This is a genomic window from Aquirufa sp. A-Brett2-W8 (assembly GCF_054558755.1).
The window spans coordinates 71,462-85,835 of the sequence record NZ_JBPXKS010000008.1; the positions used below are offsets into that span (position 1 = coordinate 71,462).

General features: G+C 43.4%; 13 protein-coding genes. 7 read left to right on the forward strand and 6 right to left on the reverse strand.

The features are described 5' to 3' along the window. Positions 1 to 115 precede the first annotated feature (115 nt). Genes ACST13_RS09070 through ACST13_RS09080 form a run of 3 tightly spaced genes read right to left on the reverse strand, consistent with a single transcriptional unit; the run spans position 116 to position 3,952 of the window. Complete coding sequence (locus ACST13_RS09070) at positions 116 to 1,315, reverse strand: glycosyltransferase family 4 protein (protein ID WP_459522873.1); 1,200 nt, start codon at positions 1,313 to 1,315, stop codon at positions 116 to 118. After that, positions 1,312 to 2,808 (reverse strand): lipopolysaccharide biosynthesis protein, encoded by a 1,497-nt coding sequence (locus ACST13_RS09075; protein ID WP_459522874.1) that lies wholly within the window; start codon positions 2,806 to 2,808, stop codon positions 1,312 to 1,314. Before ACST13_RS09075 ends, ACST13_RS09070 begins: the two co-directional genes overlap by 4 nt. Before the next feature lie 49 nt (positions 2,809 to 2,857). Beyond that, positions 2,858 to 3,952, reverse strand: a complete 1,095-nt coding sequence (locus ACST13_RS09080; protein ID WP_459522875.1) for a glycosyltransferase — start codon at positions 3,950 to 3,952, stop codon at positions 2,858 to 2,860. A gap of 71 nt (positions 3,953 to 4,023) precedes the next feature. Between ACST13_RS09080 and ACST13_RS09085 the strand changes: the two genes are divergently transcribed. Further along, positions 4,024 to 4,950 (forward strand): NAD-dependent epimerase/dehydratase family protein, encoded by a 927-nt coding sequence (locus tag ACST13_RS09085; RefSeq protein WP_459522876.1) that lies wholly within the window; start codon positions 4,024 to 4,026, stop codon positions 4,948 to 4,950. On the opposite strand, the gene ACST13_RS09090 is transcribed toward ACST13_RS09085, so the two are convergent. Both ACST13_RS09090 and ACST13_RS09095 read right to left on the reverse strand, forming a co-directional pair. Next, positions 4,937 to 5,638: a class I SAM-dependent methyltransferase gene (locus tag ACST13_RS09090; RefSeq protein WP_459522877.1), complete on the reverse strand. Its 702-nt coding sequence runs from the start codon at positions 5,636 to 5,638 to the stop codon at positions 4,937 to 4,939. The genes ACST13_RS09085 and ACST13_RS09090 overlap by 14 nt on opposite strands. Further along, positions 5,628 to 6,740 carry a hypothetical protein gene (locus ACST13_RS09095; RefSeq protein ID WP_459522878.1) on the reverse strand — a complete coding sequence of 371 codons (1,113 nt, stop codon included), beginning with the start codon at positions 6,738 to 6,740 and terminating at the stop codon, positions 5,628 to 5,630. The genes ACST13_RS09090 and ACST13_RS09095 overlap by 11 nt, the downstream gene beginning before the upstream one ends. A 79-nt stretch (positions 6,741 to 6,819) precedes the next feature. Between ACST13_RS09095 and ACST13_RS09100 the strand changes: the two genes are divergently transcribed. Genes ACST13_RS09100 through ACST13_RS09125 form a run of 6 tightly spaced genes read left to right on the forward strand, consistent with a single transcriptional unit; the run spans position 6,820 to position 13,109 of the window. After that, entirely contained in the window at positions 6,820 to 8,061 is a 1,242-nt protein-coding gene (locus ACST13_RS09100) for a M16 family metallopeptidase (protein ID WP_459522879.1), read from the forward strand. Further along, complete coding sequence (gene ispF / locus ACST13_RS09105; RefSeq protein ID WP_459522880.1) at positions 8,058 to 8,537, forward strand: 2-C-methyl-D-erythritol 2,4-cyclodiphosphate synthase; 480 nt, start codon at positions 8,058 to 8,060, stop codon at positions 8,535 to 8,537. The genes ACST13_RS09100 and ispF overlap by 4 nt, the downstream gene beginning before the upstream one ends. 2 nt (positions 8,538 to 8,539) lie before the next feature. Then, on the forward strand, positions 8,540 to 10,792 hold the full coding sequence (locus ACST13_RS09110) for a RelA/SpoT family protein (protein ID WP_459522881.1): 2,253 nt from the start codon (positions 8,540 to 8,542) through the stop codon (positions 10,790 to 10,792). A 47-nt stretch (positions 10,793 to 10,839) separates the two neighbouring features. Continuing rightward, a complete protein-coding gene (locus ACST13_RS09115) occupies positions 10,840 to 11,325 on the forward strand; it encodes a Fur family transcriptional regulator (protein WP_459522882.1) in 486 nt (161 codons plus the stop codon). Between the two features lie 9 nt (positions 11,326 to 11,334). Next, on the forward strand, positions 11,335 to 12,615 hold the full coding sequence (locus ACST13_RS09120) for an adenylosuccinate synthase (protein WP_459522883.1): 1,281 nt from the start codon (positions 11,335 to 11,337) through the stop codon (positions 12,613 to 12,615). Positions 12,616 to 12,620: 5 nt separating this feature from the next. After that, on the forward strand, positions 12,621 to 13,109 hold the full coding sequence (locus tag ACST13_RS09125; RefSeq protein ID WP_459522884.1) for a hypothetical protein: 489 nt from the start codon (positions 12,621 to 12,623) through the stop codon (positions 13,107 to 13,109). Between the two features lie 229 nt (positions 13,110 to 13,338). On the opposite strand, the gene tsaD is transcribed toward ACST13_RS09125, so the two are convergent. Continuing rightward, positions 13,339 to 14,355 (reverse strand): tRNA (adenosine(37)-N6)-threonylcarbamoyltransferase complex transferase subunit TsaD, encoded by a 1,017-nt coding sequence (gene tsaD / locus ACST13_RS09130; RefSeq protein WP_459522885.1) that lies wholly within the window; start codon positions 14,353 to 14,355, stop codon positions 13,339 to 13,341. Between the last annotated feature and the right edge of the window lie 19 nt (positions 14,356 to 14,374).

Genomic DNA, 14,374 nt, shown 5'->3' on the forward strand with positions numbered 1-14,374 from the left:
TTTATAAGCTCTAAAATACGAAGAACAAAGAACAAAGTTCAAAGACCAAAGTAGGAATCCCCTTCGGGGATGAATTCGTTAAATAAATCCTTCGGACTCATTTCCTTCGGACTTACTACTGTCTACTGGCTACTGAATACTGAAATGCCTCCATATAATTCCCCAGCACAGTATGTATATTAATCTCTTTCTCAATAATCTCTCTAGACCTTTGGCCCATCTGCGTAATCATTTCAGGGTTAGAAAATAGCTTTTCAATCACCGCTTGTAGACTATCTAATGATCCCGATTCGAAGTAATGTCCATTATATCCCTCACGCACGAGACGTTTTTCGGTGCCATCCGCTACTGAACAAATCACCGGTTTAGAGAAACACATTGCCTCATTAATGGATAAGCCACCCATGCCCGCAAGGACATAGATGCCTGATTCGCAGGTGATTTTGCCTAGTTCTTTGGGATCATAAATACCTCCGTGAAAATGGATGAAATCGTGACCAGAAGCTTGTTCTTTTAGAGAAGCTAATTGTGGGCCATCTCCCACGATACTTAACTCGGTCTGTGGGAATTTCTGACGCAAAGCAATGGCCGCCTCAATCAATAAATCCACCTGCTTCCATTTCACTAAACGTCCGATGTGTAATAAGCGAAACGGATTCGATTTAACCTTTTTGAGCTCGTTTGCTGTGGCTAATAAAGCATCCGTGTCCGGGGAATTTGCCGTAATAAATACTTTCTCAGCTGGAACACTGTAACTCCCATGCAGGGCCACCGCTTCATCTAAATAATTGATGTGCGCATCGACCAGGTTGGAAAAACGCTTTCTGGTTTCACGAACGATGAAGAATTTTAAACGCGCTAATAACGATGGATTCGATTGATGTGCTTGGTTGTTTTCTGTCACCCCGCCACCTTGTAAATAATAGGATATGGCGTCATCGTAATGAGGCACTTGGAATGGAATCTCTTTTGAAATGAGCGCAACATGATTAAGGCGTAAAAAGCGGTACCAGCCTGGATAGAAAACAAAAGACGCCTGGTAGGGCCAGTTGACCATTAAGATGTCTGGTTTTTCTGCCAAAATCAATTCCTTCATCCCGCGGAAAAACTTCTTGCCATAATAGGTCGTGTATTCCTCGCGCCGGAACACCTTAAACTCGATGCCTTTGTCCGATGTATAAACCCCCGCACCTAAAGTCGCGCCTTTTTCTGTGGGCACCACCACGCAAACCTCCACCTGATAATCGCGTTGCAATTTATTCAGGACTAGGTTATAATAGTGAGGCAGGCCACCGGCCAGGGACATTATTTTCATTTCTTAAACCAATTAACGACCAACTCGCTGATGTCAGGGGATAATTTGAATCTAGTAACCGCTAGGATAAATAATCCTCCGATCGCTAGGCTTCGGATGCCTACATTTAAAAACCAGCCTAAAATAGGACTAGTTTCGATGATAGGAATTTGGGAAACTACCAGGTAGATCACCCCGCTGACAAGAAGAATCCCTAGTGATCTGAAATCAAACGGTTGCAGGTCAAGTTTCCACCAGATAAATCCAAACTTCAATAAATTATAGCCCGCTAAAGCCAATAGGGAGGCCAAGGCAGCCCCATTATACGAATACAGAGGGATCAAAATTAAATTTCCCACCACTAATCCTACTGCGAGAATAATATAAAAAACGAGGTCGTAGCGGTAGTATTTGGAGTTGATTAAAACCTCAGAATTCAAGCCCGTACCCATATCGATGATCTTACTTAGGCCGACCATTAAGACCACCCAGCGACCCGCTTCATAGATTTCGTGGCGAGGGATGATGGTATAGATGAAGTCCAAATTACACCAGATCAACAAGAATAAAACGCAGCCGATGAGGAGGAGATTTAAGGACGATTTTTGGTAAATATCCTGAATATTTTCGCGGTCATTCCGGTTCCAAGCCTGGGCTAAAATAGGGGCAGCAATCGCCGCAATCACATTGCGAGGGATCGAAATCATAATCGCCATCCGGGAATTAATATCAAAAATCGCTGTCGTACTTAAACCTCCCATGTAGGCAGGCAACATCACTTTTTCGATGTGCTGAATGAGGGTAAAACTAGCTCCAGCCAAGATAACCCAGCCTCCATAGGAGAGCATTTCTTTGAAAATAGGGGTGCGTAAAAACGAGAAATCCACTTTCGTATAAAAGCGCTTCAATTGTTTTATATAGGCCAACAAACCAGCCACCGCGACCACATAAGACAAAGTGATTGCCAGAATTAATTGATCAAAAGTCAAATAACCCATAGCGAAGGCGATCACCAAAACCCCATTGGAGACCCGTAAATACAATTCCCTTATCATCGCCGGCACCACGATGCGCAAATGCACGCGGGCATAGGCCTCCAGCACACTCATATACAGATAACTTGCGGTGAGCGGAATGATATAATAGAAATAGTGCGGTAAAAGTGGGGAATTTGCGCTGTATACATCGAAAAATAGCGGTTTTAAGGCTAAATAACCTAGTACAAAAAGCAATAATCCAAACAGCGGTGCTGCGAGAAGAAACGTAAAAAAGCCTTTATGTCCATTCGCTGGGTCGTCAAAATGCGGGAAAAAACGAACCGCAATGTGGGGAATTCCCAGCTGAGTAAATGACGCAAAAATGAGTGGAATACTTACTAAGGCGCCAGCGATTAAACCAACCTGCTCCTGTGAAAGGAATTTATTGTAGAGGAAGATGACGTTAAAAGTCCCGATCGCCGTACCTAAATAGGTTACGATAGAGCCCTTTAAACTTTGTCGGATGACGATCCCCATACCTTATTATTATAGTAATTTACAAAAATACGATTTTGCGGGGCATTATTTATACGAGGAGGCCTTTGATTTTTGCTGAGAGTTTTACCACGTCGTACTGTTCTTCCATATGTTTACGCGCCGCTGCACCATAGGAGCGAGTCAGGGAAGGATTCGAAGCTAATTTTTTCAAAGCTTTTGCCATACCTTTCACATCATGTTCGTCTACTAATAAACCTGTTTTTTCTTCGATCACTGCCTCCGGAATTCCCGCATGTCTGGTGGAGCAAATGGCTAAACCGCAAGCCGAGGCTTCTAAAATGGCTACTGGCGTTCCTTCTGAATCGCCGCTCGGAGTTAGGACCGAATGTTGAATAAACACAGTTGACTCTTGCAATAAAGGCAAGTACTCCGACTGTCCCATCGCACCCAAGAAGTGAATGTTTTCGGAGAGTCCCTGCGAAGAAACGTAATTTTTCGCCTCTTCCCATAAGGGTCCATCACCTACCATTCGTAATTGAGCAGTTGGAAATTCCTGCAATAAAATCTCAAAAGCTTGAATGCTTTTTAAGGATCCTTTTTTCTCTGCAAAGCGTGCCACGGAGATGACGTTAAATCCATCACTCGGAGTACTAGGGGTGAATTTTGACACATCGACTCCGCACGGAATCACATATAAATTCGGTAAAGGACCCGCGATTTCTTCTAGGTTCGCTCGCATCGATTCGGCCACGCAGATGATGGCTTTCGCTCTCGGCAAGCTAAGCGCATAACGTGCGCCATAGGTAGCTAAGGTCTTCTTTTCTGCCGCGTCAAAGCCTAAAAAAACTACGGAGTAGGGTATGCCTTCAGCCAGACATGCCTCGTAAATAGTTGTACCTAATGGTCCATAATTCGCTAGGAAGGCGTCCACTTTAGACGCGCGCAAAAATCTACGAAGGTAATAGGTATAAATCTTTTGATAGAGGGCGGGCACCACGCGCCGCAAAACCCCTCTTACTGCTAGGATCGAAAAAGGCAGCGGATAAATAGAACCACCTGCTTTTAATCGGCTCGGTTGCCAGCCTTCGTATACTACGTGAACTGGCTCTAATTGTTTTATTTGTTCTTCAATGAAGGTCTCAGAGTAAGAAAAGAAATTAGAGCGGGCGATGATTAAACGCATTCAGGCTGGTATTTTTTACGAAAACCGAAATTAGCTAAATTTTTCGGCTATTTTTACAGCAAATACGCGTCATGAAGAAAAATTTAGTCGTTGGAGGAAGTGGTTTTTTAGGCTTGAACTGGCTGGAATATTTGCAGCAGAATGGTTCAACAGCGGAGGTGATTGTTTTTGCCCATGAAAAACCGGTGGGAGTTAAATTTCCTTCCTTTGTGACATTCGTGGTGGGGGATTATGCGGATGCGAAAGCTTTGGATGACTTATTTTCAAAGCATTCCTTTAATCGCGTATTTCATTTTGCCTCTTCTATCATTCCTGCGATTTCCTCCGAGAATATTCGCCAAGACATAGAATCTAATCTATTGCCTACCATCGGTTTAATGGAGATGATGAAGAAACACCAGGTTTCTAAATTACTTTATTTGTCCACGGGTGGCGCGGTTTACGGAAATGTGAATCAAGAAAAAGTGCCGGAGGATTTTCCTTGTAAGCCCATCAGTTCCTATGGAATTATTAAGCTGGCGGTTGAGCATTATATTGAATTGTATGCGAATTTATACCAGATTGATTATTTGATTTTGCGTTTGTCGAATCCTTTCGGTTCGTTTCATCGCTCGCCTAAACAAGGGGTGATAAATATTGCGGTTCGCAAGGCGCTGAAAGGGGAGGTAATGACGATTTGGGGAGATGGGTCGCAGGCCAAAGATTATATCTACGCCGCTGATATCGGAAAAGCTATCGATGGCTTGATGCAAGCAGGCGTAAAAAATGAGACGATTAATGTGGGTTCCGGCGAATCCCTAACCTTGAACGAGATTATCAAGCGTATTCAAGGGAAACTACCAGCATTCAGAGTCGAGTACAAAGACGCAAAGCTGACAGATGTGCAAAAAATCTGCTTAGATACTTCGAAACTTTCGTCTAGGATAAACTGGGAAATTACTTCATTTGACCAAGCCTTAGACGCCACAATCGCTTACGAAAAAGCTAGACTTTCTTAGCTACAAGAACGAAAGTGCAAGCGTCTTCGTTTCGGGATTTAGCCGTAATGATTTTGTCAAAAAAGATAATCAAGGGTTGTAAAACCAAAGACAGTAAGAAGCGCAATGGCTTTGGCAATTTAAATAAAAGACCATCCTGGAATAATTGCAATCCCATCGAAGAACGACCCAAAATGCCTTCGAAATAAACCACTTCGAATCCAGCCTCAGTTACAATTTTCTTCAAACCCGTCGAGGTCCAGCGCCAAAAATCCGTCGGATCCGGATGGAACATCCAATAGCCATGTGTGGATAAAATCAACTTGCCTTCTTTTTCTAGAATTCGGTGCGCCTCCTTTAAATAGGCTTTGGGATCTTCCACGTGTTCTAAAACCTGCGTTGATAACACAAAGCCAACACTTTCTGCAGGCATATCAATGATGCCAGCTGGATCCACCACCACATCCGCTTTTGTATTATAGGCTAAATCTAATCCAATGTATTGTTCCACAAAGGGCTTAAATAAAGGCTCATAAGGCTTGTTCCCACAACCATAATCCGCTACTAATTGGTGTGGAGAATTTCGAACATATAAAGAAATGACGCGTTCTAATTGCTTGCGCAATTGAATCAAATAGTAATAACGCGCGGACATGCGGCCGGTGATTTTGGGATACAAACGTTCGATTCCAGCTTCTCTACTTTCCATTATTTAGTCGTTTATATTCGATCAACGAATTTTTGTATTCAATAAAATCCGCAGATTGTTTGAGGTATTTTTTGAACAAGAATGGCTTTTTTTCTCGGTAAGAAATGCGGGCGAGACCTAAATAGGCGAGACCTCGAATGTCTTTAGTGAGACGTTCTTCGAAGGGGAAGCGGATCGCCTTCGTATACCAAAACTCCGCCTTATGAAAGTCTTTTCGTTCTACTTCCTCCCGCATTCCGCGTAAGGTATAGGCCGCGCCGGTATAATAGTTCGATTTCAGGGCCTCCATTTTTTCAATAAAGGGTTCTGCTTCTTCGAATTTCCCCGTCAAAGTTAATAATTCAGCTCTTTGCAAAATGTACCAATGGTTGTTTGGAAAATTTTCAGCTAATAGTTGATTATAGGCTAGGGCTTTCGAGGGGTTACCCTCGTATTTATTTTGAACATATCCCATGTAAAACAAGGATTCATTTTTGACAAAGGTCGTTCGTCTTGTGCCTGCTTCTAGTTGAGATAAGCCCATGCGTTTATTCCCTTCTAGAAATAAAAACATCAAGGGTTTTAATACGGGATGCAAATCAGGATAGGCCACACTATAATAGTTATACATACCGGTAGAAAAAAGAAATTCTGGCTGTTTTTCGGTGTTTTGAAGTCCAATTTTCAAGAATCCATAAGCCTTTTTTGCATAGCTTACCACTTTCATAAAATTCTGTTCGTCTGCTTCATAAGCAGCTAAAAATCCGAGGGAAGCTGTGCAGAAAAAGGACGCTTCTAAGTCATTTTCATCCCGGTCATATAATTCCTGAGCTAATTCGTAGGCCTTTTCTAGGTGTGCTAAATAGTTTTTGCTCTGTGCTGGATGATCTTTTAAAGGGAAATATTGCTGTTCCCATTGCATGGCTAATAATAAATAGGGGGCTGGATGGCGAGGATATTTTGCTTTAAGGTTAGTGAAAAGGGCGGTAGACTCTTTAAAATCGTATTGATACAAATTGGATAAGCCTTGGGTGATTTGGGCTTTAGCTACCGGGTCCTGGAGGATTTGAGCCTGCAATGAAGTGGAAAGGAAAATAAAAAGAAGGGCGACCCGAATCATCATAATTGTTTACTCTGTAAATTTAGTTAAGCTCTGTGGTTTTTGGGTCTAATTTTTTACTTTTGTTTATAAACCCCACCACATGATTTCTTTCGAAAAATTTACCCTCGCTAACGGTCTCCAAGTTATCGTACATGAAGATCCGGCCACGACCATGGCGGTGGTAGATGTGATCTATAATGTGGGGTCTCGAGATGAAGACGAAAATCTAACGGGCTTCGCTCATTTATTCGAGCACCTGATGTTCGGGGGCTCGGAGAATATTCCGTCGTTTGATACGCCCTTACAAAAAGTAGGGGGCGAAAATAATGCCTTTACCACGCCTGATTTAACGAATTATTATATTTCTGTTCCTGCCCAAAATATCGAAACAGCTTTTTGGCTCGAATCGGATCGAATGAAGCAATTAGCCTTCAATACTCAAAGTTTAGAAACGCAACGCAAGGTGGTGATTGAGGAATTCAAGCAGCGCTATTTGAATCAGCCTTATGGTGATGTTTGGTTGAAGTTTAGACCTATGATCTATCAAAAGCATCCGTATCGCTGGCCTACGATCGGTGCTGGAATTCAGCATATCGAGGAGGCGCAGATGAGTGATGTGAGGGCCTTTTTCGAAAAACATTATGTACCTTCTAATGCGGTGCTGGTGGTGGCTGGACGCGTGAAGGTGGATCAGGTAAAGGCTTTGGCAGAAAAATGGTTTGCGCCCATAGATGCGGGGATTAAACCGAATCGCAAACTCCCTCAGGAGCCGGAACAATCTGAAGATCGCCGCATGGAAATCAGTGGGGATGTTCCTGCTAATCGGATTTATAAAGCTTATCCAGTGATCGGTCGGTATGAGCCGGGTTATTATGCCATTGATTTGATGTCGGATTTAGTAGGACGAGGCGAGTCCTCGTATTTATATGAACATTTAGTTCAAAAACAGCGCATTTTCGATTCCATCGGAACGTATCAAACAAGTTCGATTGATCCCGGTTTATTGATTATTCAAGGCCAGGTAAGTGATGATGTAAAGATCGAAGAAGCGGAGAAGGCTTTGGAGAAAGCCTTACAAGATTTCGCTGCCTCCCCAATTATAGAGAAGGATCTGCAAATGGTTAAAAATCAATCTGAAGCTAGCTTGGTTTTTGGGGAGGTTGAGGTATTGAATCGGGCAATGAATTTAGCCATGGCTGCGAATGCGGGGGATGTTAATTTAGTGAATGAGGAGTCAGAAAAAATAGCCAAAGTACAGGTGGCTGATTTGGAAAAATGGGCTCAGCGCTTGTTTATTCAAGGAAAATCGAATACCTTACTTTATAAAAAAATAGCAAAATGAAGATTCGGGTAGGTCAAGGTTATGATGTACATCGCTGGGTGGAAGGGCGTCCTTGTATCTTAGGCGGAGTAGAAATTCCTTCAGATAAAGGACCACTAGGTCATTCGGATGCGGATGTGGTTTGCCATGTTTTATGTGATGCCCTTTTAGGGGCTGCGAATATGCGCAATATCGGATATCATTTTTCGGACAAAGATCCGATGTGGAAGGGAGTAGCGTCTACTCTTTTGTTAAAAAAGGTCATGGAGATGATTCGGGAAGCGGGTTGGGAATTAGCGAACGCGGATGTGACGGTGATTTTAGATCAACCTAAATTAAATCCAATTATTCCTGCCATAAAGGAAAACCTTGCCATTGTAATGGGGGTAGAGGTAGACCAAATCTCCCTTAAAGCCACTACTTCAGAAGGATTAGGTTTCGTGGGAAGAGCAGAAGGAATTTCTGCCACTGCGGTAGCTCTAATTATGAAAGCATAAAAATGCAGATAGATTTAGAAAAGGAACGTTTAGAGATTTTGAAGAGATACCGCAAATTATTGCGGACGGCGAAGCCATTTCTAAAGGATGATGACGCGAAGCAAATCAAAAAAGCCTTTCTAATCTCAGCGGAGGCGCACAAGGATATGCGTCGCAAGTCAGGGGAACCTTATATCTATCATCCATTAGCCGTTGCACAGATTTGTGTGGAGGAAATAGGCTTAGGGACTACTTCGATTATAGCGGCTTTATTGCACGATGTGGTGGAGGATACCGATACGACTTTGGCAGAAATCGAAAAACAATTCAATCCCAAAATTGCTGCCATCATCGATGGTCTAACGAAAATCGCCGGTACCTTCGAATATGGAACGTCTCAGCAAGCCGAGAATTTCCGAAAAATGCTCTTAACCCTATCTGATGATATTCGGGTGATTTTGATCAAGCTCGCGGATCGTTTGCATAATATGCGGACGCTGACTAGTATGGCCAAAGAAAAGCAAATGAAGATCGCTTCGGAGACCATTTATCTGTACGCGCCCTTAGCCCACCGCTTGGGTTTAAATGCATTTAAATCGGAATTAGAAGATTTAGGTTTGAAGCATACGGAGCCGGAAGCTTATAAGGAAATCGCGCATAAATTGACAGAAAATAAGCGTAGCCGAGAGAGCTTCGTTGAAAATTTCATCAAGCCGATTAAGAAAACATTAGATGAGCGAAAATTGAATTATACAATCAAAGGACGCCCTAAATCCATCTTTTCCATTTATAATAAGATTAAGAAAGGGAATACCTCTTTTGATAAAATATACGATCTCTTTGCCGTGCGCGTCGTGTTAGATGTGCCCTTAGAAAGGGAGAAATCAGATTGCTGGGAAGTATATTCGGTCGTAACAGATCATTACCGCCCTAACCCGAGCCGTTTGAAAGACTGGGTTTCTACTCCTAAATCGAATGGATACGAGTCCTTGCACACCACGGTCATGAGCCAGCCTTTTGCCCATGATAAAGAAGGTCGCTGGGTAGAGGTTCAAATTCGTTCGAAGCGTATGGATGAGATTGCGGAGAAAGGGGTGGCGGCACACTTTAAATACAAAGGAACCGATACGCGGACCAGTGATGCGTTTGAATCCTGGCTTTCCCAGGTGCGCGAGGCCATCGAGGCGAATGACAAGAGTCAATCTGCCGTGGAATTAGTGGAGGACATTAAGAACTCGTTGTACCACGAGGAAGTATTTGTATTTAGTCCAAAAGGTAAGTTAATCGTCTTGCAATCTGGCGCCACGACTTTGGATTTTGCTTTTGAGATTCACTCAGAAGTGGGTGCGCGTTGTATAGGGGCTAAGGTAGGCGGGAAGCTGGTTCCGCTCTCACATAAATTGCAGAACGGGGATCAAATAGAAATTTTGACTTCCTCGAAGCAGAAGCCATCGGAAGATTGGTTGCGTATCGTATTTACAACGAAGGCGAAAGCCCAAATCAAGAGCTTCATCAAGGAGGAGAATAAAACCCACCTCATTAAAGGACGCGATTTGATCGAGCATCGCTTGAAGCATTTGGGCTATCCGATGTTAACCTTGGAGATTACGAATCAGTTGCGGGCTTATTTTAATGCTAAAGACGCGAATGATTTATTCTACCGTTTTGGCAAAGCCTATATCAATATCGATCAACTGAAACACTGGAAGTTAGATCGAGAATTACACGAGCGCAAACAGGCTGAGAAATCTATTCAAGCTCCCATCGTAGACAGCAAATCCTTTAAAAAGGAGATGCTAGAGTACCATAATGAACGTAAGGGTTCGGATACGTTATTAATCGGGGAGGATATGGACAAGGTTGATTATACCTTGGCTAAATGTTGTAATCCGATTTCGGGGGATGAAGTGTTTGGCTTTGTGACCATCAATGAAGGAATTAAAATTCACCGTGCAGCTTGCCCTAACTCACCCGAATTACTTTCTCGTCACGGAGATCGGGTGATCAAAGCGAAGTGGGCATCTCAAATTGCGATGTCTTTCGATGTAGATTTAGTCATTCGAGGAATCGATCGCGTGGGTCTCGTAAATGATGTGACCCGTTTGATTTCAGAGAAGTTGCAAGTGAACATTACCGGTTTAAATATTGGGGTGAAAGATGGATTATTTGAAGGCCAAATTTCACTCATGGTGCAAGACACCGATCACCTCGATACCTTAAGTGCTGAAATGGAACAAGTTCCTGGCGTGATTGAGGTGGAACGGAAAATTTCTTAGTTTTTGTCCGTATTTTTTGCTTATTTTACGTCGTTTTTTTCCTATAAATGTCCCAAGAATTAGATAAATTAGATTCAGTAAAAAAGATCTTTACGGCCTACCTGGAAAACAAGGGTTTGCGGAAGACTCCAGAGCGCTTTGCGATCCTGGAAGAGATCTATTTACGGGACGATCACTTCGATGTGGAGGAGCTGTATATTTCCATGAAAAACAAGAAATACCAAGTCTCTAGAGCCACAGTTTATAATACGCTCGATGTGTTAGTGGAATGTGATTTAGTAGTAAAACACCAATTTGGTCGTAATCAGGCACAGTTCGAGAAGTCGTATGGACGTCGCCAACACGATCATTTAATATGCACCGATTGTCATAAAGTCACTGAATTTTGTGATCCTCGGGTTCAAACCATCCAGAGTTTAGTAGGTGAAATGTTGCAATTCAATGTAATGCACCATTCCCTAATTTTTTACGGTTCTTGTACGAACAAGAGTTGTGAACACAGAGATAATTACCAAGCAAGAAATCAAGAATAAAACAATATTATGGCAGTTGATGTATTATTAGGCTTACAATGGGGCGATGAAGGTAAAGGAAAGATCGTAGACGTTTTAGCACCCAAATATCAAGTAGTAGCGCGCTTTCAAGGCGGACCTAATGCGGGTCATACCTTAGAATTCGACGGATTTAAGCACGTTTTGCATCAAATCCCCTCCGGGATTTTCCGCCAAGAAGTTCAAAACATCATCGGTAACGGGGTGGTTTTAGATCCCATCATCTTCAAAAAAGAAATCGACGGCTTAGCTCATTTCAATTTAGACTTGCGCAAGAACTTAGAGATTTCGAAGAAAGCGTCGGTCATCCTACCTACGCACCGTTTATTAGATGCGGCTTATGAAAAAGCAAAAGGCGATGCAAAAATCGGTTCCACTTTAAAGGGAATCGGACCTACCTATACGGATAAAATCTCTCGCCAAGGATTACGCGTGGGTGATATGATTTCGCCAGATTTTCCTACGAAATACAAGGCATTAGTTGATCGCCATAAAGCAATTTTGGACGTATATAAATTTGAATATGATTTAGCAGCAGCTGAAAAGGAATTCTTCGAAGCGGTTGCTTTCATGAAGGAATTCCGATTAGTGGATTCTGAATATTCCGTTAACCACGCCATCAATGCAGGGAAAACGATCCTAGCTGAAGGGGCACAAGGTTCTTTATTGGACGTGGACTTTGGCTCCTATCCATTCGTTACTTCTTCTAATACGATTACCGCAGGTGCTTGTACCGGTTTAGGAGTAGCTCCTAAAAATATTGGAGAAGTATTCGGTATTTTCAAAGCCTATGCCACGCGTGTAGGTTCTGGTCCTTTCCCGACAGAATTAGAAGATGAAGTAGGTGAGCGTATGCGTGTTGAAGGACGTGAATTCGGCTCTACAACTGGTCGTCCTCGTCGCTGTGGTTGGATAGATTTGCCAGCCTTGAAATATGCAATGATGATTAACGGCGTGACGCAGTTGATTATGATGAAGGCCGACGTTTTGAATATCTTTGATGAGATTCAAGTTTGTACAGCATACGAAATGCCCAACGGTTCTATAACAGATCAAATCCCTTTTGAAATCACCGATATCAAAGTGAAGCCGGTGTACGAAACCTTGAAAGGTTGGGCTTGCAGTTTAGAAGGCATGCGTGACTTTAACGAGTTGCCTGTTGAATTAGCGGATTACATTAAATTCTTAGAAAAACACTTGAACCTACCTATTAACTTCATATCTACCGGTCCAGACCGCGAGGCTTGTGTGTTAAGAGGTTCATTAGCCTAATACAAATGGAAGGGGTTTCATTAGCTGATTTGTACAAATTCGACGAGATCTACTGGGTTCCGCAGGATAAGACAGAGGCGCAGCTAGCGGAATCCCCTACTATTGAAGTAGCAGCTGACACAATCGCTGAGGTGAAACCTAAGATAGCTACCCCATGGGTAGTTGTAGGCCAAATCGCCGAAGCCGAACTATCCCGCCTAAAGCTCATTTTTTCAGCACCTCCTTTGGTTTTAGGACCCGCGGATTGGTCCATTTATACCCCATCGGAAGACGAGCCTAGTTTTACAGAATTCCTGAAAGAGACCAGCGCATCCCGATATATCTTTATTGGCCAGCAGCCCGCTATTTGGCAAGCCGAATTACCTACCACCGAGATCGACAAAATCGAATCCAAATTAGTTTATTTCTTCCCCCGCTACATTTCGTCGTTGACGGATGCGGAGAAGAAATTGAAGATGGAATTTTGGAATGCGTTGAAGGAAATGAAAGGGTAGTCGGCGCTTTGCGCCTTAGTCACAACTGCGTCGTTTAGTCGCCTTCGGCTTAGTCATCCTTCGGATTTAGTCATCGCTTCGCGATTTAGTCGGCGCGATGCGCCTTGGTCACAAAGTGACGACCCTTTGACCAAGCGACGAAGTCGCGACTCAGCCGTAGGCGACTAAATCGCGTAGCGATGACTAAGCTGCGTAGCAGCGACCCTTTGACTTAGTCACGCAGTGACGACTAAATGAGCGGCTTCGCCGCGAGCTCGTACCTCGCCAGCGGACTCACATCCTGCCCACAAAACTCCCCAGCTTCTGCTTTAAAGTGCCCTGCCATAGCAATCATGCCGGCGTTATCGGTGCAATAACTGAAAGCAGGAATGAAAACTTCCCAACCCATTTCAACTCCCATTTCCTGAAGTCGCGTTCGTAAACCCGAGTTGGCGGATACGCCGCCGGCGATGGCGATTTGGGTACAATTCATCTCCTTCATCGCCTTTTTCGTTTTGCGTAAGAGCATGTCGATGAGGGATTTTTGGACGGAGGCGCAGATGTCTGCTTTGTTTTCTTCGATGAAGTTGGGGTTGTTTTTAACCTCTTTTTGAAGGAAATATAGGATAGCCGTTTTGATGCCGGAGAAACTGAAATTTAAACCGGGCATTTCGCCTAGCGAGAAGAGAAAGCGATTGGAATCACCTTCTTTGGCCAATTTATCAATCAACGGACCACCTGGATAAGGTAGCCCGAGCAGCTTCGCCGTTTTATCAAATGCCTCACCTACAGCATCGTCCTGCGTCTCACCAATGACCTCCATATCGAGCGCGGATTTCACCCAAACTAGCTGCGTATGCCCACCGCTGACCGTCAGACAAAGGAAAGGAAAGGCAGGCTTAGGGTCTTCGATAAAATGGGCCAAAACGTGGGCCTGCATGTGATTTACTTCGATTAAAGGAATGTCAAGGCTTAAGGCCAAAGATTTAGCAAAAGAGGTACCGATTAATAAAGCCCCTAAAAGCCCAGGGCCCCTTGTGAAGGCAATGGCATTCAATTCATTTTTGTTTATATTTGCTTTTTGCAGGGCCTCTGTCACGACAGGGATGATCGATTTTTGATGAGCTCTGCTGGCTAATTCGGGAACGACGCCACCCCATTCGGTATGAATGAGTTGTGTCGAGATGATATTAGACTTCAAAACGCCGTCTACCATCACGGCAGCCGAAGTTTCATCGCAAGAAGATTCAATAGCCAGTAGCTTCATAAAAAATAGAATTCTGCGC

Coding starts and splice junctions, on each gene's coding strand:
- ACST13_RS09110 (WP_459522881.1), top strand. CDS start 8,540: ATGCAGATAGATTTAGAAAAGGAACGTTTAGAGATTTTGAAGAGATAC.
- tsaD (WP_459522885.1), bottom strand. CDS start 14,355: ATGAAGCTACTGGCTATTGAATCTTCTTGCGATGAAACTTCGGCTGCC.
- ACST13_RS09075 (WP_459522874.1), bottom strand. CDS start 2,808: ATGGGGATCGTCATCCGACAAAGTTTAAAGGGCTCTATCGTAACCTAT.
- ACST13_RS09125 (WP_459522884.1), top strand. CDS start 12,621: ATGGAAGGGGTTTCATTAGCTGATTTGTACAAATTCGACGAGATCTAC.
- ACST13_RS09095 (WP_459522878.1), bottom strand. CDS start 6,740: ATGATGATTCGGGTCGCCCTTCTTTTTATTTTCCTTTCCACTTCATTG.
- ACST13_RS09085 (WP_459522876.1), top strand. CDS start 4,024: ATGAAGAAAAATTTAGTCGTTGGAGGAAGTGGTTTTTTAGGCTTGAAC.
- ACST13_RS09100 (WP_459522879.1), top strand. CDS start 6,820: ATGATTTCTTTCGAAAAATTTACCCTCGCTAACGGTCTCCAAGTTATC.
- ACST13_RS09070 (WP_459522873.1), bottom strand. CDS start 1,315: ATGAAAATAATGTCCCTGGCCGGTGGCCTGCCTCACTATTATAACCTA.
- ACST13_RS09120 (WP_459522883.1), top strand. CDS start 11,335: ATGGCAGTTGATGTATTATTAGGCTTACAATGGGGCGATGAAGGTAAA.
- ACST13_RS09090 (WP_459522877.1), bottom strand. CDS start 5,638: ATGGAAAGTAGAGAAGCTGGAATCGAACGTTTGTATCCCAAAATCACC.
- ispF (WP_459522880.1), top strand. CDS start 8,058: ATGAAGATTCGGGTAGGTCAAGGTTATGATGTACATCGCTGGGTGGAA.
- ACST13_RS09080 (WP_459522875.1), bottom strand. CDS start 3,952: ATGCGTTTAATCATCGCCCGCTCTAATTTCTTTTCTTACTCTGAGACC.
- ACST13_RS09115 (WP_459522882.1), top strand. CDS start 10,840: ATGTCCCAAGAATTAGATAAATTAGATTCAGTAAAAAAGATCTTTACG.